The 15,817-nt window shown below is 74.0% G+C and carries 15 protein-coding genes; 6 read left to right on the top strand and 9 right to left on the bottom strand.

Features of this window, described 5'->3' with window-relative positions; all coding sequences use genetic code 11:
• Positions 1–8 precede the first annotated feature (8 nt).
• The 3 genes from HHX37_RS27435 (at position 9) to HHX37_RS37215 (ending at position 3,207) form a co-directional block, all read left to right on the top strand.
• Positions 9–245, top strand: coding sequence for a hypothetical protein (locus HHX37_RS27435; protein WP_182875089.1), 237 nt, complete (start codon positions 9–11; stop codon positions 243–245).
• A gap of 82 nt (positions 246–327) precedes the next feature.
• Positions 328–1,080, top strand: coding sequence for a class I SAM-dependent DNA methyltransferase (locus HHX37_RS27430; protein ID WP_182887315.1), 753 nt, complete (start codon positions 328–330; stop codon positions 1,078–1,080).
• On the top strand, positions 1,081–3,207 hold the full coding sequence (locus HHX37_RS37215; protein ID WP_259406817.1) for an iron-containing redox enzyme family protein: 2,127 nt from the start codon (positions 1,081–1,083) through the stop codon (positions 3,205–3,207).
• A 268-nt stretch (positions 3,208–3,475) separates the two neighbouring features.
• On the opposite strand, the gene HHX37_RS27415 is transcribed toward HHX37_RS37215, so the two are convergent.
• From HHX37_RS27415 to HHX37_RS27395, 5 genes are all read right to left on the bottom strand, one after another.
• A complete protein-coding gene (locus HHX37_RS27415) occupies positions 3,476–3,718 on the bottom strand; it encodes a CDGSH iron-sulfur domain-containing protein (RefSeq protein ID WP_182887314.1) in 243 nt (80 codons plus the stop codon).
• A 55-nt stretch (positions 3,719–3,773) separates the two neighbouring features.
• On the bottom strand, positions 3,774–4,595 hold the full coding sequence (locus HHX37_RS27410; protein WP_182887313.1) for a hypothetical protein: 822 nt from the start codon (positions 4,593–4,595) through the stop codon (positions 3,774–3,776).
• Positions 4,596–5,628: 1,033 nt separating this feature from the next.
• Positions 5,629–6,381 carry a hypothetical protein gene (locus HHX37_RS27405; protein ID WP_182882352.1) on the bottom strand — a complete coding sequence of 251 codons (753 nt, stop codon included), beginning with the start codon at positions 6,379–6,381 and terminating at the stop codon, positions 5,629–5,631.
• Positions 6,381–7,361, bottom strand: coding sequence for a MinD/ParA family ATP-binding protein (locus HHX37_RS27400; RefSeq protein WP_117409899.1), 981 nt, complete (start codon positions 7,359–7,361; stop codon positions 6,381–6,383). The genes HHX37_RS27405 and HHX37_RS27400 overlap by 1 nt, the downstream gene beginning before the upstream one ends.
• A gap of 67 nt (positions 7,362–7,428) precedes the next feature.
• Positions 7,429–9,756 (bottom strand): hypothetical protein, encoded by a 2,328-nt coding sequence (locus HHX37_RS27395; protein WP_182887312.1) that lies wholly within the window; start codon positions 9,754–9,756, stop codon positions 7,429–7,431.
• A gap of 622 nt (positions 9,757–10,378) precedes the next feature.
• On the opposite strand from HHX37_RS27395, the gene HHX37_RS27390 reads away from it, so the two are divergent.
• Positions 10,379–10,990: a DUF998 domain-containing protein gene (locus HHX37_RS27390; protein WP_182887311.1), complete on the top strand. Its 612-nt coding sequence runs from the start codon at positions 10,379–10,381 to the stop codon at positions 10,988–10,990.
• A gap of 85 nt (positions 10,991–11,075) precedes the next feature.
• Positions 11,076–12,371, top strand: coding sequence for a cryptochrome/photolyase family protein (locus HHX37_RS27385; RefSeq protein WP_182887310.1), 1,296 nt, complete (start codon positions 11,076–11,078; stop codon positions 12,369–12,371).
• Between the two features lie 11 nt (positions 12,372–12,382).
• Here the strand turns inward: HHX37_RS27385 and HHX37_RS35925 are convergent, their stop codons facing one another.
• From HHX37_RS35925 to HHX37_RS27375, 3 genes are read right to left on the bottom strand one after another with little or no spacing between them, the layout of a single operon-like run.
• The gene (locus HHX37_RS35925) at positions 12,383–12,481 is read right to left on the bottom strand and encodes a zinc-binding dehydrogenase (RefSeq protein ID WP_310740562.1); all 99 of its coding nucleotides are present in this window, start codon (positions 12,479–12,481) and stop codon (positions 12,383–12,385) included.
• 7 nt (positions 12,482–12,488) lie between these two features.
• Entirely contained in the window at positions 12,489–12,932 is a 444-nt protein-coding gene (locus HHX37_RS27380) for a zinc-binding dehydrogenase (protein WP_220503206.1), read from the bottom strand.
• On the bottom strand, positions 12,929–13,564 hold the full coding sequence (locus HHX37_RS27375) for a TetR/AcrR family transcriptional regulator (protein WP_259402457.1): 636 nt from the start codon (positions 13,562–13,564) through the stop codon (positions 12,929–12,931). Before HHX37_RS27375 ends, HHX37_RS27380 begins: the two co-directional genes overlap by 4 nt.
• Positions 13,565–13,632: 68 nt before the next feature.
• Between HHX37_RS27375 and HHX37_RS27370 the strand changes: the two genes are divergently transcribed.
• Positions 13,633–14,040 carry a PPOX class F420-dependent oxidoreductase gene (locus tag HHX37_RS27370; RefSeq protein ID WP_138461541.1) on the top strand — a complete coding sequence of 136 codons (408 nt, stop codon included), beginning with the start codon at positions 13,633–13,635 and terminating at the stop codon, positions 14,038–14,040.
• On the opposite strand, the gene HHX37_RS27365 is transcribed toward HHX37_RS27370, so the two are convergent.
• Entirely contained in the window at positions 14,032–15,813 is a 1,782-nt protein-coding gene (locus tag HHX37_RS27365; protein ID WP_182887308.1) for a selenocysteine-specific translation elongation factor, read from the bottom strand. The genes HHX37_RS27370 and HHX37_RS27365 overlap by 9 nt on opposite strands.
• Positions 15,814–15,817: the final 4 nt, after the last annotated feature.

Genomic DNA, 15,817 nt, shown 5'->3' with positions numbered 1-15,817 from the left:
GAGCCGTCATGAGGATCGTCGGCCGGGACGAGGTCAGGGCCCTGCTGGAGTCGCCGTCGCCCGACGCGACGCTCGTGCTGGTCGGCGGACGGTGCGAGATCGTGCCCGAGGCGCGGGCCGAGGGCCTGGTGATCGTCAGCAGTCGCGACCTCCGCATCCAGACGGGGGACGGCCCGGTCGACGACCGGCGGGTCGACGAACTGGCCGACCGCCTCGACACGCTGGCCCGCGAACTGGGGGGCTGACGGCCCGCCGGGCGACCGGCCGGCATGCCCGGGGGGAGCACCTGCGGAAACACGTGGGCGGAAAGCACGTGGGGGGAAGCACGTGGGGGAATGCGTTGGGGAGTGGTTTGACGCGTCCGCGTACGGGCGGGCGATCGCGGACATCTACGACGAAACGGCGCAGCAGCTGCCCGTCGAGCCCGTGATCGAGACGATCTCCCGGCTGGCCGGGCGAGGTCCGGTGCTGGAGTTCGGCATCGGCACCGGCAGGCTGGCGCTCCCCCTCGCCGCCCGGGGCATCCCCGTGGCGGGCGTCGACGGCTCCCCCGAAATGGTGAAGATCCTGCGGGCCAAGCCCGGTGGCGACAACGTCCCGGTGACCGTGGGCGATTTCTCCGAGGCACGGGTCGAGGGCGTCTTCTCGCTCGTCCTGCTGGCCGTCAACACCGTCTTCGCGCTGCCCTCCCAGGACGCGCAGGTGCGGTGCTTCCGCAACGCGGCGGCCCATCTGCGGCCCGGCGGCCGGTTCGTGGTCGAGGCGTGGGTGCCCGACCCGGCGGCGTTCCGCGACCGGACGTCGCTGCGCCTGCTGTCGGTCGCCGAGGAGGAGGTGGTCGTCGAGGCCGCCCGCCTCTGCCCGGCCGAGCAGCTCATGCACACCACGAAGCTGCGGATGACCGCTGACGGCCTGCGGCTGTTGCCGGCCAACCACCGCTACGCCTGGCCGTGCGAGCTGGATCTCATGGCCCGGCTGGCCGGGATGGAGCGCGAGCGGCGCTGGGCCGACTGGTCGGGCACGCCGTTCACCGACGACAGCCGCGCCCACGTGTCCGTCTACCGCGTCCTGGAGGGCTGAATGCTCCTGCCCGCGCCACGAGGCCCGATCACCGACCGACTCCGCGGCGAACTGGCCCGCCCGCCCCACCTGTTCGACCCGCCGCCCGACGAGGCGTACGGCGACGAGGAGGACCTCCACCTCGCGCTGTTCGTGTGTTATGAGCTGCACTACCAGGGCTTCGACGGCGTCGACGACCGCTGGGAGTGGCACCCGTCGGTGCTGGCGCTGCGGGAACGCCTGGAGAGGTGCTTCGAGGCCGAGCTGGCCCGGCTCGTGCCCCGCCCGCCCGCTCCCGCCCCGGAGGAGGTGCCCCGGGCCCTGGCGGCCCTGGTCGCCGCCGACCAGGGCCCCTCGCTCTCGGCGTACCTGCGGACCCGGGCCGATCTCGGCCGGTTCGCCGAGTTCGTCGTCCACCGGTCCGTCTACCAGCTCAAGGAGGCCGACCCGCACACGTGGGGCATCCCTCGCCTGCTCGGCCGGTCGAAGGCGGCACTGGTCGAGATCCAGGCCGACGAGTACGGCGGGGGCGTCCCGGAGCGCATGCACGCCGAAATGTTCCGCGCGACCATGCGGGCGCTCGGGCTCGACGACTCCTACGGCGCCTACCTGGACAGCGTTCCCGGCGCGACGCTCGCGGTCAGCAACGTCATGTCGCTGTTCGGGTTGCACCGCCGCCACCGGGGCGCGCTCCTCGGGCACCTCGCGGCGTTCGAGATGACCTCGTCGACCCCGAACCGCCGCTACAGCCAGGGCCTGCGGCGGCTGGGCGGCGACGCCGCGGCGCGCCGCTACTTCGAGGAGCACGTGCAGGCCGACGCCGTGCACGAGCAGATCGCCGCGCACGACATGTGCGGCGCGTTCGCCGCCGAGCATCCCGGCCTGACCGGGGACATCCTGTTCGGCGCCGCCTGCGCGCTCGCCCTCGACCGGATCTTCGCCGAGCGTCTGCTGGGCCGGTGGCGGGCCGGGCGGTCCTCCCTCTTGCGCCCACTCGCGAGCCTGTCCGAGGCCCGGCCCGGAAGGCCGCCGCAGGACCTCCTCGGAAGCCCGCTCGGGACCCCGCTGCGGAGCCCGCCCCCACAGCGGCTCGCGCAGTCACAGGCCGGGCGCCCGGCGCCGCGGCCGCCCGAGCCCGAGGCCGAATCCGAGCCGGTACCGGCGCCCCCGATCGACTACGTGCTGCCGCTCCGCTGGCAGGACGACAGCGACCTGGCGGAACTGACCGGCTATCTCCGCCGGTTGTCCCGGCACGCGCGGATCGTCGTCGTCGACGGCTCACCGTCGCCGTTGTTCGAGCGGCACGCCCGGCTGTGGCGGGAGATCGCCGAGCACCTGCGGCCCGACGACGACGTCGACGTGGCCAACGGCAAGGTGGCGGGAGTGCTCACCGGCATGCGCAGAGCCCGGAACGAGCACGTGATCATCGCCGACGACGACGTGCGCTACGAGATCGCCGCGCTCGGCCGGGTCAGCGCCCTGCTGAAGAACGCCGACCTGGTCCGCCCCCAGAACCACTTCCACCCGCTCCCCTGGCACGCCCGCTGGGACAGCGCCCGCACCCTGCTCAACCGCGGCCTCGGCGCCGACTATCCCGGGACCTTCGGCGTACGCCGTTCGTTCTTCGCCCGGATGGGCGGCTACGACGGGGACGTGCTGTTCGAGAATCTGGAGCTCATCCGGACCGTCCGGGCCCACGGCGGCCGGGAGGTGTGCCCGCTCGACCTGTACGTCCGGCGCCTGCCGCCCGGCACCCGGCGGTTCTGGTCACAGCGCGTCCGGCAGGCGTACGACGACCTCGCGCAGCCCGCGCGGATGGCGGTCTTCCTGGCCGTGCTGCCCGCCGTGGGCGCGGCATTGCGGCGACGGCGCCCGGCACTGGTGGCGGCGGGTGCGGCGGCGGTCGCCGGCCTGGCGGAGATCGGACGCCGCCGAGCCGGGGGCCGCCGTGTCTTCCCCGCCACGACCCCCCTGTTCGCTCCGGTGTGGGTACTCGAACGTGCCACCTGCAGTTGGGCGGCGCTCACGGCCAGGGTCCTGTTCGGCGGCGTCCCCTACGCCGGGCGGCGCCTGCGGGTCGCCGCGCACTCGACCCGGCGGCTGCGCCGCCGGGCGACCGGGCCGGGCCCTCCACACGCGTCCCCGTGAAGACCGGGACGCACGGCGGATCGGGCACCCGCCCGTCTCCAGACGAAGACGCGCTCATCCTTCGCGCGATGCGATGCGGAGCAGGCACCAGACAGGCGGACGGGGCGTGGAGTCCACGCTCTACACCGGCCGATCGCGGCCACTCACCCTTCGCGCACTGCGATGCGATGCAGGCGGGCCGGTCAGGCGGGCGGGGCGTGAAGTCCACGCTCTACACCGGCCGACCCCGGCCACTCACCCTTCGCTCGATGCGGGACAGGCGGGCCGGTCAGGCGGGCGGGTCGGGCTCGCTCGACGCGCGGAACCCGACCGCCTTGTGCGAGCCGTCGCAGAACGGCTTGGCCGAGGAACGGCCGCAGCGGCACAACGCCACCGTCGCCCTGCCCGGATCGATGCGCCGCCCGTCCTGCGTGGTGAGCGTGAACGGCCCGCGGACCAGCAGCGGGCCGTCCTCGCACGGCGTCACCGTGACCACCGCCGCCGTGACCTGCTCGTTTGCCCGATGCTCCATAGGGGCAGCGTGCCCGGCACGGCGACGGCGTAACACACGGGCGCTCCCGGTCCGGTCAGTCGGCTCGCGCGCACACCACCGAAGGGCTGAAGGCCCAGCACCCGGACCGTTCGTCGACCGAACCGGCCTGGACGAACGCGGGCGCCCCGTCGAACGCGGCCCGGGGAGCGGTGAACACGCCGGGCACGCCGGAGGGGCTGGCAACCGAGTTCTTCCCACCCGGCGGGGCGAACGCCCACTGCGGCATCGCCGGGCTGTCCGCCTGTCCGCCCGGTGCGGTCCCCAGGGGGAACCCGGACGTACGGCTCCGCCAGGGGGCCAGGCTCCAGCAGCCGGCGGCGTGGCCGTGACCACACCCGTCCTCCCGCGAGTGGGAGGCGAGCGGCGGCAGCGGCAGGTAGCCGGGGATCGCCAACGGCGCCTGCGGCTGTCGCGCGCCGCCCGCCTGCGGCGGCACCGCCGCGGACCCGCCCGCCGGCAGCGGAATCGTGCCCGTCGGACTGTCCGGGGGCAGTGCCGGTTCGGCCGTGGGAAGCGCCGGCGAGGCGGTGGTCACGCTCGGCTTTGGCAGCGGTTGCGCCCCCTTGGGCGGCTTAGCAGGCTTGCTCTCGGACTTGCCGCCGGCCTTCGGAGGGTGCGCCGCCTTGGGCGGCTTGGCCGGCTTGCCTTTGGATTTGTCGTCGGACTTGTCGTCAGATTTCGACTTCTCGTCGGACTTGTCCTTCGGCTTGTCCTTGTCCTTGTCCTTGTCCTTGTCCTTCGGCGCGTCCTTGTCCTTCGGCGCCGGCGTGGGCGACGCCTCCGCACTCGGTGTGGCGCTCGGCGTGGCGCTCGGTGCCGTGCTCGCTCCGGAGGACGGGGCAGGCGTAGCACTCACGGTGGTGTCCGGAGCCGGAGTCGCCGTCGCGGTCGTCTCGGTGTGCGGAGCCGCGGTGTCCTGACCGGTCGGAACGGGCGACGCCGTCGCCGTGGGAGCGCCGCTCGCGGTGGGCGCGGGCTGCCCGGATCCGGACGGCGAGGGCGAGGGCGCCGCCGGCCCAGGTGAGGACGCCGCACCGGGGTCCGGCTGGGACTTGTGCCGGCCGGTCGCCTCGGGCGCCGGCCGCTTCCGATGGGTGGTGCCGGTCGCCCCGGAATCACCCCTGCGCCCGTGCTCCTTCCGGCTGGTGCCGCTTCCACCCGCCGAACGCCCCGAGGAACCGTGCCCGCCGGAAGCACTGTGTCCGCCCGAGGCACTGTGTCCACCGGAAGAGCTGTGCCCACCGGACGCGCGGTGGTCGGACGTACGGTCCCCGCCGGATCCGCCGTGCGTGGGAGCGCGGTCGGCGGGGTCTCCGCCGGACCCACGGCCCGACGTGTGCCTGGAAGTGTCGGCGGCCTCACGCGTGCCGTCGTCGGACTGGTCCGACGACCGGTCGGAGCCACCGGAGGAATGGCTGGACGCGCCGTCCCCACCGGACGAGCCGGCGGAGGGGCGGGAGCCTCCGGAACCGGAGTCGCTCCCGGAGTCCGCGTTGCGTGCCATCCGAGCCCGCGGCTGTGCGGGCTCGGCTTCGCGACCGGCGCGGGGGGCGGAATCGGCGCGCGGCGCCGCCTCACGCGAACCGCCGTCCGATCCACTCGCGGACGCCCTGTCACGTGAACCGCCGCCCGCATCGGCCGCGGAGGCTGCGCGGGCGCCGGACGCGCCGTCGTCGTTCCGGTCGGCGGAGTCGTCCACCTGTCCGGCGTCGGCGAGGTCGAGAGGGACGGATCCGTCCGACGAGGAGCCGTGGCCGGGTTCCGCCACGGCTGTCCAGGGTTGCGCGGCGACGGCGCCGGCCGTGGCGGAGACCGCGGCAAGGAGCAGGCCGGAGACCAGTTTGGCGCGTCGAGGAGAAATTCGGGGGGGCATGAGGCTCAACCTCGATCTAGGGGGTGGGCCGGGGATCGACGAGGGACTTCCAGCCCGCCGCGGCGAACTCGGGCGTCCCCGGGAGAGCTGCTGCGGGCACGGACGGAGGCGTGGGGTCGGGGATGTTCACCCAGTCGCCCTTGTTCGTGCCACGCATGTCGGGCGCCCACGCCATGAGCAGGCTCATCGCGTACGGGCTGGAGTAGACGGGGCCGTTGCCGCCGGCGCCCGTGGTCGCCGTCACCTTGACCAGGACCGACACCTGCACCTGGTCGTCGGAGCGGACGTTCCACTGCACGCCGATCGTCTGGGTTCGCAGGGCCGCCCCTGCGGGAAGGTCGCCCTCGACGGGAAGGCCGAGGGTCTCGCGCCACCCGCGTACGGCCTCGCGCGCGCCGTCGCGCGCCGCCTTCTGCTGGTCCGGCGGCGCGTACAGCGCGGCGGCCTGCTCGGCCTGGCCGACGTCGAGCGTCCAGGCGGCCTCCAGGGCGGCCGCCGCGGCGGAGGCCGCGCCGAGCTCGGTCCGGGGGAAGCCGACCGGATAGCCTCCGTCGCCCTCGTGATCGCTGGGCATCGCCAGGGCGACGGCCGGGGCGACCGCCCGGACCGGCGGAGCGGGCGGTTCGGAGTCCCGGGTCTGCAGCACGATCACCGCCACGGCGACGACGGTGACGACCCCCGCGATCACGACGATCAGATGCCGGGGGTCCCACCGTCGCGGTGGTCCGAGATCCCAGTCGAGCTCCGGCTCGGGGTAGATCTGTCCCACTAGTGGCCCCGGTCCGGCCGCTGCCCGAACGCCTGCCCCGCCGCGGCGGCCAGCCGCAGGTACGCGCCGCGGGTGGTGGGCCGCAGCCGGGTCAGGTCGACCTCCGCGCCCTCCTTGAGGTGCGGGTCGAACGGCACCCGCACCACCGTGCGGCACCGGCCGGAGAAGTGGCGTTCGAGGAGGTCCACGTCGACGTGCGACTTGGGTTCGACCGCGTTCAGCACCACGATGGCGTTCTTGACCAGGTGCCCGTGGCCGTGGGCGGTGAGCCAGTCGAGGGTCGCCGCCGCCGAGCTCGCTCCGTCCACCGCCACCATGGTGACCAGCACGATCTGGTCGGCGAGCTCCAGCGTCGCCCCCATCGCGCCGTGCAGGAGCCCGGTGCCGCAGTCGGTGATGCAGATCGAGTAGTAGCGCTCGATCAGGTTGGCGACCGTGCGGTAGTCCTCCGCGTTGAACGCCTCGCTCACCGCCGGGTCGGTGTCGGAGGCGAGGACCTCCAGGCGGGCGGACGACTGGGAGGTGAACGCGCGGGCGTCGGCGTACCGGACGATGTGCGGCGCCTCGGCCAGCAGTGTCCTTATCGTCGCCGCGGTCTCCGACTTGACCTTGATGCCGAGCGTGCCCCGGTCCGGGTTGGCGTCGATCGCGATCACCCGGTCGCCGCGCAGGGAGGCGAGCGTGTTGCCCAGCGCCGCCGTCGTCGTGGTCTTCCCCACGCCGCCCTTGAGACTCATCACCGCGATCCGGTGGTGCCCGCTGGCCACGGGAGTCTGCGCCTGCGCGATCAGCGTGCGGCGCTCCAGCTCCGCCGCCGACTCCGACGGGTTGATCTTCCCGCCCGAGAGCTGGTAGACGAGCCGCCGCCAGCCGCCGGTGGGTTCGACACGGCGGTTGATCAGCAGGTGTTCGGCCGTGAGGGGCACGCTGTCCGGAAACTGCTCGGCGGATGTCGGCGCCGAGGTGCGGATCTCGGTCATGGTCGGGTCCTTTCACCGAGGACGTGGGGGAACGGGGAGGCGGTCAGCAGATGCTCCATCGCACTTGTCAACAGGTGCTCCATTGCACTGTGGCGGTGCGTTCGCCCTTCGGCCCGTGCAGAACGAGCGGCGTCGTCGTCGGCGCGGGGACCCCGCACCAGTAGCGGACTCGCTGCGCGCGAAGGGTGAGCACGGCGGTGTGCCGGGGCTTGAGCGTTCCACTGGACGGCACGACCGACAGGCCGGGAGCCGTTATCCGCCATTTCACCGATTTACCGGCGGTCGTCGAGAGAGAGATCGTGCCTCTGCCGAAGGCGTCGAGCGTGATGACGTTCGGCGCCTGGATGCCCCACGCACCCATCAGCACGGCGGCCGGGGAGGCCGGGGTGTCCCCGGGCGAGGCGGTCGCGGTCGCCTCCGGTCCGCCGGAGGCTCCGCCCGTCGCGCCATCGGTGGTGCCGTCGTTCGTGGTGCCGTTGGTTTCCGTGCCGTCGGTTTCCGTGCCGTCCGTTCCCGCCGCCCCGTCCGTCGAGGCGCCGGCGCCGCCCGCGCCCGCTCCGGCAGCCGGGGTGTCCACCGGGATACTCGCGGGGGCGCTCGCCGTCCCCGCGCCGAGCGGGGCGCCCGCTCCGGCCGCGCCGGGACCGGCCGTCGTCTGTGTGATCCCCGCGCTCCTGGGCTGTGGAGCCGGGGCGAAGAGGTTGATCCCGGCCACCGTCCCGGCCGCTCCCGCGACCATGACGATGATGATCCGTACGGCGGTCGCGCGCAGCAGCGTGACGACCCGCGCCAGCATCGCGACGATCCTGATCTGGACGCCGGGCGACGGGCGCGCGGAGCGCTCCAGGTCTTCCGCCGGGGCCGGGTCCAGGGCCCGATCCAGAGCCGGGACGAGGGCCTCGGTCTCGGGCGTGTCGGCGTGTGCCTCCCTGGCCCTGATCTGCGAAAGCAGGGCGTCGTACAGGGGGGTGTCCTGGCCCGGTGGTGTGCCGGGCCCACCCCGCGAGCCCGGCGCCGCGGTGGTTCCGGGAGGGCCGGCGTGCTCGGACGTCCCGGACCGTGAACCGCCCGGCGGCCGTCCCGCACCCGGCGGCCGGGATGGCCGTGACGTGCCTCGGGGCCGCACGAGGCTCGGCTGTGTGTCCTCCTGCGAGAAGGGCCGCACCGGTCGCTCCGGCGCCGCCTCGGCGCCCCGCTCCGGCCGGGAGTCACGCCGGGAGCCGGGCTTCGGGTCACGCTTCGGGTCACGCCGCGAGCCGGGCTTCGGGTCGCCCTGGGAGGCGCGCTTCGGGTCGGGCCGGGAGTTACGGCCGTGCTCCGGCTCGCCGTCCGGGGTGGCCGGGGACGCCGGGGCCCGCGGCGGAACCGTCCGGGACGCCGCGGGGGCGACGGGGGCGGGGGCCGTCCCCACCGGCGCGGTGAGCGGCAGCCCGAAGGACAAGGGGGGACGGCGCGCCGACGACGGCGCCTCACCGGACGCGGACCGGTCCGGCGCCGAGTCGTCGGGCCCGGGCTGGTCGGGTACGTCCTGGCCGGGCGCCGGCCGAGCCGGCGCGGGCCGGGCGGGCCGGGCGGGCAGGGCGGGGACGGGCGACCTCCGGACGGGCACGACCGGGGCGGAGGCGATCGGGGCCGGCGTGATCGGGGCCGGCGTGATCGGGGCCGGCGTGATCGGTGCGGGGGCGGGGCGGTTCAGGGCGTCGAGGAGCCGCTGCCGTGTCTCGGAGGTGAGGTCGGCCATCGGCGGACGGGAGAGCACCTGCGGAACGGTGTATCGGATGTTGATGGGCCGTTTGCAGACCACACAGGTCACGATGTGCGTGAGCAGAGCCGTGCGAGCGGCGCCGAAGTCGGCCGCCTCGCTGTTCTCGTCCGGGAAGACGGCGGCGGCCAGGGGGCCGAGCTCCGGGCAGATGGGACGGCCCCTGGCCAGCCCGTCCAGCCCGCTCACCAGGATCTCCACCACGTCCTGGGTGCGCGCGACGAGCCGGCCGGCCTCCTTCGAGGGCAGGGCGAGCACGTGCACGAGATCGCGTAACCCGAGTTCGTGGCGGTAGAGCAGGCGCAGCGTCTCGGCGCCCAGAGGGTCCGCCAGCCGCCACGCGCGCCTCACCGCGCGGAGGTCCGGCCCTCCCGAGCCCGCCCCCGGCAGGAACCCCCGCCCCGGTCCGGTGGCGCACTCCCTGCGCAGCGCGGACAGCAGCCAGGCGCGGTCTGTCACGTTCCCGGGCCGCTCGCGGGCGGCGCACGACCGCAACACGGCGGTCACCGCCGTGAGCGTGGCGGAGGGCTCAAGGTGATAGGACGCGTAGTCCACGAGGTGGGCGCCGTGCTCGTCCACCCATGCCATCCCCCGGCCGGGGTCGAGCGTCACATCCCCGGCGGGCGGGCTCATGCGCACCGGTTCAGGTGGAGGACGGCGACTGCGTCATGTTCGGCCAGAGCATCACCGCGGCCAAGGCGCCCCACTTGCGCGGCGGGAAAATCCGATGCATACCGATACATAGAACGAGATCTTAGACTGACTCGGATGTGTTGGGAAGGAAAAGAACCCGAGAAATCCTCAGTTGAGGATAAGCCGCAAATAACACTGATATGGCCATCCGAAAGGGGCCCAGAAGAGACGCCCGTTATCAACTCCCAGCCTGTCTGGAGAGGTCGCGACACGTCTCCCCTTCCCCTCAGCGAGACCCGGATGACCTGCACGTACCTTCCCATTCTGCACGCGCGTACGCACGTGCCGGGACGGGTTTCCGCCGCCGTCCGCCATCCGTCATCCGATCGCCACATCCGATGTGAATAACCTTCATATTTCCGGGGAATAACCTGCCTTTCATGCTTTCTCGGTATTACGGCGCTTGCCCAGAGTGACTCCACCCGGCACCGCCCGCCCCGGTCGCCCGGAACAGCCCCCCGAAGGCCATGGAAACGCGATCTCCGCGATTTCCCGGCACAAGGCCGCCCGGCGTTTGTCAATCTAGGTTGACAACCGCATCGCGTCAGCCTACGTTGACGCCATGCTTGATCGGCTGCTGCTCGGCTGCGGGCTGGTCGTGGGCCCCCTCTTCACCGTCGCGTACCTCGTGGAAGGCGCCACGCGCGCCGGCTACAGGTCGCTACGCCATCCCGTCAGCTCCCTCGCCATCGGCGATCGCGGATGGACCCAGACCACCAATTTCTTCGTCGGAGGCCTGCTCTGCCTGGCCTTCGCCGTCGGCCTCTGGCGTGCCGGCCCCTCGCACTGGGGCGCGCTGCTGGTCGGCGTGTGGGCGATCGGCCTGCTCTGTGCGGGGTTCTTCCGTACGGATCCGGTGAGCGGCTTTCCTCCGGGAACTCCCGACCTGCCCCAGCCCAACACCCGGCAGGGAGTCCTCCACGATCTCTTCTCCCTGGCCGGGTTCGTGGCACTGGCCGCGGCCTGCTTCGTGTTCGCCTGGTCGGGCACGCGAGGATGGGCGATCTATTCGGTCGCGAGCGGTGTGCTCTTCGCGGTGACGATGGTGCTGGCGAGCGCCGCCTTCGCCCAGAAGGAGGGCCTGGTCGATCTGGGCGGACTGATCCAGCGCGTCTCGGTCACCATCGGCTGGGCCTGGCTCGCGGTTCTCGCCGTACGCACGCTGGGCGGCTGATCGTCGCGATCTTCACGATCTCCGCCTCCGCGGTTTCCGCCGGCGCGCCGCAACCACCGGCGCCGGGGACCACGAAGAGAGGAGCGTGGAGGCCGTAGTCGTGCTGTTCAACCGGGATCTGCGGGTCCACGACCACCCCGCGCTGGCGGAGGCCTGCGCGTCGGCCGGGCACGTCGTGCCGCTGTTCGTGCTCGACCCCGCGATCGAGGCCCGGCACCGCCGCGACTTCCTCCACGCCTGCCTGCACGACCTGCGGTCGTCTCTCCGGGCGCTCGGCGGGAACCTCGTCGTACGCCACGGCGACCCGGTCGCCCAGGCCGTACGCCTGGCCCAGGAGACAGGCGCGTCGGCGATCTGGGCGAGCGAGGACGTCAGTTCGCTGGCCCGGCGGCGCGAACGGCGCCTGGCGGCGGAGTGCGAGACCCACCGGCTGGAGTTCCGGCTCTTCCCCGGAGTGACCGTGGTGCCCCCCGGCGCGCTGACCCCGGGCTCGTCCGGGTCTAACCACTATCGGGTGTTCTCGCCGTACTGGCGGGCGTGGTCGGGCACGGCCCACAGGCCGGTGCTCGGCGCACCCCACCGGCTGCGCCTGCCGCCGGGCGTCGAACCCGGAGAGCTGCCCGCGCTGCCCCCTGAGCCGTACGGGATCGTGCGGGGCGGGGAGAGCGAGGGACGGCGGCGGCTCGACCACTGGGTGCGCCACGGGCTGGCCTCCTACGCGGCGGACCGCGACCGGATGGCGGGCCGCACCTCGATGCTCAGCGCCTATCTCCACTTCGGCTGCGTGTCGCCTTCGGAGGTCGTCGAGCGCGCGTGCGAGCGGCCGGGCGGCGAGGAGTACGTCCGGCAGTTGTGCTGGCGCGACTTCCACTACCAGGTCGTCAACGACTTCCCCGAGATGGGCCGGCGGGACTACCGCGACAGGGACGTGGAGTGGCGGCGCGACGAGGACGCGGAGGCGGCCTGGCGGGAGGGCGTGACGGGCGTCCCGATCGTCGACGCGGGGATGCGGCAGCTGCGCGCCGAGGGGTGGATGCACAACCGGGCGCGGCTCATCACCGGTTCCTACCTCACCAAGCGGCTCGGGATCGACTGGCGTGCGGGCCTGGCGCACTTCGGCGAGTGGCTCGTGGACGGCGACATGGCGAACAACTCCGGCAACTGGCAGTGGGTGGCGGGGACGGGCAACGACACCCGGCCCTACCGCACGCTCAACCCCCTGCGGCAGGCGAAGAAGTTCGACCCCGAGGGCGAGTACGTGCGGCGGTACGTCCCCGAGCTGGCATCCCTTCCGGACGACCTGGTCCAGGAGCCGTGGAAGGTCCGCGGCGGCGTGCCGGGCTACCCCGCCTCTCCGCTGGGCGGCGAACTCAGGGCCTGACCGGCGGCGGCTCAGAAGACCAGGACGAGCTTGCCGGTGGTGTGACCGGACTCGATCAGCCGGTGCGCCCGCGCCGCCTCCTCGACCGGAACGGCCTCCTGGATCCGCACCCGCAGCTCACCCTTCCCACAGGGCGACGAGCCCGGCGAGCCGCGCCGCGGAGCGCTCGGTGCTCAGCCGCTGGACGCCGAACCGGTCGGCGGCCGGCTGGTAGGCGATCGTGCCCACGCGTGCGCGGTCGGCCACGAGCTCCACCGAGACCTCCAGGGCCTCCACGGTCCCGGCCGCGTCGAGCGCGGCGTCCACTCCGCCCGGGGCCGCGGCGCGCACCCTCCCGGCCAGCCCGTCTCCGTACGCCACCGGGATCACGCCGAGCTCCCGCAGGTAGGCGTGGTTGCGCTCGCTCGCGGTGCCGACCACCGTCGCCCCGGCCGCCCTGGCGAGCTGCACGGCGAACGTGCCGACCCCTCCGGCCGCCGCGTGCACGAGCAGGGTGTCGCCCGCGCCGACGCGCAGCACCTCGGGGCCGCCGTAGGCGGAGAACACGACCGTCCTGCTCATGAACGTCTCCTCGTCATGGCCGCGAGCTGCCCGACGACCCACTCGCGGTACTCCTTCGACAACGGATCGGCGCCGACGATCCCCTCGACCACCCGCGGCAGCGCGATGGGCGCGAAGGTCAGGGCGTAGGCGACCAGCAGGACGAACTCGGCGTCCAGCTCATCGGTGATCTCCCCCTCCTCCTGCCGCCCGCGGGTCCGCTCGACGGCCTCGCGCAGCCGGGCGCGCTGCGCCGCCGCCCACTCGTCGTCGCTCTCCCCGGCCGGACCGCCTTCCGTGCCGGCCGGGCTGTCGCCGAGGGCCTGCCAGATCATCAGTCGCGACCAGTCCGGGTTGTCCAGGGTCGCGGTGAGATGGGCGGCCACGCTCTCGGCGTACGTCGCGCCCGGCGGCGTCACGCTCTCCTGGGCGCGCGCCCACCTGCGGCGCAGCTCTTCGACGAGCCCCTGCTTGCCGCCGAAGTAGTACGAGATGAGCTGCTGGTTGACCCCGGCCCGCTCCGCTATGGAGGCCGTGCGGGCCCCCGCGTACCCCTTCGCGCCGAACTCCTCGACCGCCGCCCGCAGGATGCGCTCCCGGGTCCGTTCGGCCGCCTGCCCGCGCTCCTGAGGTGCGCGCCGTGCTGAAGACATGCGCCTCAATCTAGTCATTCAATCGGTTGAGTGACAACTGTCAATCAAACACATGATTAGATGTCGGCATGAGCTTCACAGAGCGCGAGATCGAGTACCTCCACGGTCAGCGGATCGGCCGGCTGGCCACGCTCCAGCCGGACGGGACGCTCCAGGTGAGCCCGGTCGGGTTCCGCTACAACCCCGGGCTCCGGACCATCGACATCGCCGGGCGCGACATGGCGGCGAGCCGCAAGTTCCGCAACGTCCTGGCCAACGGCAGGGTCGCGTTCGTCGTGGACGACGTCCCGTCAGTCGACCCCTGGCGGGTGCGCTGCCTGGAGATACGCGGGTACGGCGAGGCCCTGGCCGAGCCGGCCGACTCGGCGGCGCCCCTCCCCGGCCCGATCATCCGCGTCCACCCGCGGCGCGTCATCAGCTTCGGCGTCGACCCCGGCAACCCGGCGTCCGGCGCTCGCGACGTCCCCTCACACTGACCGGCGGTGGACGTCGTCCACGCGCTCGGTGAACCCCCGGCGGTCGAGGTGCTCCAGCAAAGGCACGGCCACCCGGCGGCTGGTGCCGAGCGCGCTTCTGGCCTGGCTGACCGTGAACGGCTGCGGCAGCCGGCCCAGCACCGCCGCCGCCCGGGCGTCGGCACCCGGTGCGAGGACCACCCCGTCGGCCACCCGCAGCAGCGCCCCGGCGCGTACGGCGGCGGCGATCTCGCGCGGCCCCAGGCCCAGCTCGGCCAGCCGCCCGGCCTCCGGCGCCTGGAAGGGCGTCGAGGTGAGGCCGGCCAGCAGGGTCCTCACCGCCCCGGCGACGGGAGCCGGCAGCCCCGCCTCCCCGGCCGCCGTCCGGCCGGTCGTGATCCGGCCGTCCGCCACGGTCAGCGGGGGCCGTACGAGGGCCGTCACGAGCCTGCGGTCGGGCAGGCCCAGCTCGTGGCGGGCGGCCTCCAGCGGCATCGCGGGCTCCAGCGGATGCGCCTCCGCGTGGCGCCGCACGACCTCGGGCAGCCGGGCGAGCAGACCGGTCCAGTAGCCGGGATCGGCGTGCCAGTCCCCGGTCACCGGCCGGCCCGGCGGCGGGCTGCCCATCGCGACCAGTTCTCTCCCGCGCAGCAGCAGATGCGTACGCAGGAGGGACGCGGCGTCGGCGGAGGCCTCCGCGAGCGCCTTCGCCCGCTCCCGGGCCGCACCCCGCCGCCGCAGCTCCGGCGGCCGTACGTCGAGGACCGTCGCCCGCGCCGGCACGCGAAGCTCGCCCTGTCCGCGGCCGGGGTCGCGCAGCAGCAGCGTGTCGCCCACGTGCAGCGGAAGCGGCCGGGCCAGGCGCAGCCGCGCCGCCTCCGGGCCGAGCGGCCGGACCTCGCACGGCACCGACGCGGACCCGATGTGGACGGTGAGCCGGCCCGGCAGCGGCCCCCGCGCGCCCTCGGCCATCGTCACGCGCACGTCGGCCAGGCCGGTCGCCGTCCAGGCGCCGGGCGTGACGAGCGCGTGCCCGCGTTCCGCGGCGACCCGCCCGCGCAGGTTGAGCGCCACCCTCGCCACCCCGGTGACCGACTCGGCCTGCTCCTTCAGCGACTCGAGACCGCGCACCCGCACCGGCTCGCCGTCCAGTTCCAGCTCGTCGCCGACCTCCACGCGACCGGCGGGCAACGTGCCGGTCACGACGGTGCCGCTGCCGCGCACGCTGAACGCGCGGTCGATCCACAGCCGCACCGGCGCCTCCGGATCGGGCGCGGGCAGCGCCGCCACCAGCCGGTCGAGGGCGGCGCGCAGCGCGTCCAGGCCCTCGCCGGTGCGCCCGCTCACCGCCAGCGTCTCCACCGCTCCGCCCGCCGGTCCCGTACGGAGACCGGCCTCGGTGAGACGGTCGCCCGCGTCCTTCGCCGCCGGGCCGGGGTCGGCGAGGTCCGCGCGGGTCACGACGAGCAGGCCGTGCCGTACGCCGAGGGTGCGCAGCGCGACCAGGTGCTCCTCCGACTGGGGCATCCACCCCTCGTCGGCGGCGACGACGAACATCACGGCGGGCACCGGGCCGACCCCGGCGAGCATCGTGCCGAGGAACCTCTCGTGGCCGGGCACGTCGACGAACGCGACCCGCTCTCCCGAGGGCAGCGACGTCCAGCCGTACCCGAGCTCGATCGTGAGCCCGCGCCGCCGCTCCTCGGCCAGACGGTCGGGCTCCATTCCGGTCAGCGCCCGCACCAGCGTCGACTTCCCGTGGTCGACGTGCCCCGCCGTGGCCACGACGTGCATTCAC

It is taken from the genome of Microbispora sp. H10885 (assembly GCF_014161415.1).
Taxonomy (GTDB): Bacteria; Actinomycetota; Actinomycetes; order Streptosporangiales; family Streptosporangiaceae; genus Microbispora; species Microbispora triticiradicis.
Note: the sequence above shows the minus strand (reverse complement) of the source record. Positions and strands in the feature narration are given on the sequence as shown.

Excerpts from the sequence above, each read along its gene's own strand:
- HHX37_RS27435 (WP_182875089.1), top strand. The coding sequence starts at position 9 with ATGAGGATCGTCGGCCGGGACGAGGTCAGGGCCCTGCTGGAGTCGCCG.
- HHX37_RS37215 (WP_259406817.1), top strand. The coding sequence starts at position 1,081 with ATGCTCCTGCCCGCGCCACGAGGCCCGATCACCGACCGACTCCGCGGC.
- HHX37_RS27415 (WP_182887314.1), bottom strand. The coding sequence starts at position 3,718 with ATGGAGCATCGGGCAAACGAGCAGGTCACGGCGGCGGTGGTCACGGTG.
- HHX37_RS27400 (WP_117409899.1), bottom strand. The coding sequence starts at position 7,361 with ATGACCGAGATCCGCACCTCGGCGCCGACATCCGCCGAGCAGTTTCCG.
- HHX37_RS27395 (WP_182887312.1), bottom strand. The coding sequence starts at position 9,756 with ATGAGCCCGCCCGCCGGGGATGTGACGCTCGACCCCGGCCGGGGGATG.
- HHX37_RS27390 (WP_182887311.1), top strand. The coding sequence starts at position 10,379 with ATGCTTGATCGGCTGCTGCTCGGCTGCGGGCTGGTCGTGGGCCCCCTC.
- HHX37_RS27380 (WP_220503206.1), bottom strand. The coding sequence starts at position 12,932 with ATGAGCAGGACGGTCGTGTTCTCCGCCTACGGCGGCCCCGAGGTGCTG.
- HHX37_RS27375 (WP_259402457.1), bottom strand. The coding sequence starts at position 13,564 with ATGTCTTCAGCACGGCGCGCACCTCAGGAGCGCGGGCAGGCGGCCGAA.
- HHX37_RS27370 (WP_138461541.1), top strand. The coding sequence starts at position 13,633 with ATGAGCTTCACAGAGCGCGAGATCGAGTACCTCCACGGTCAGCGGATC.
- HHX37_RS27365 (WP_182887308.1), bottom strand. The coding sequence starts at position 15,813 with ATGCACGTCGTGGCCACGGCGGGGCACGTCGACCACGGGAAGTCGACG.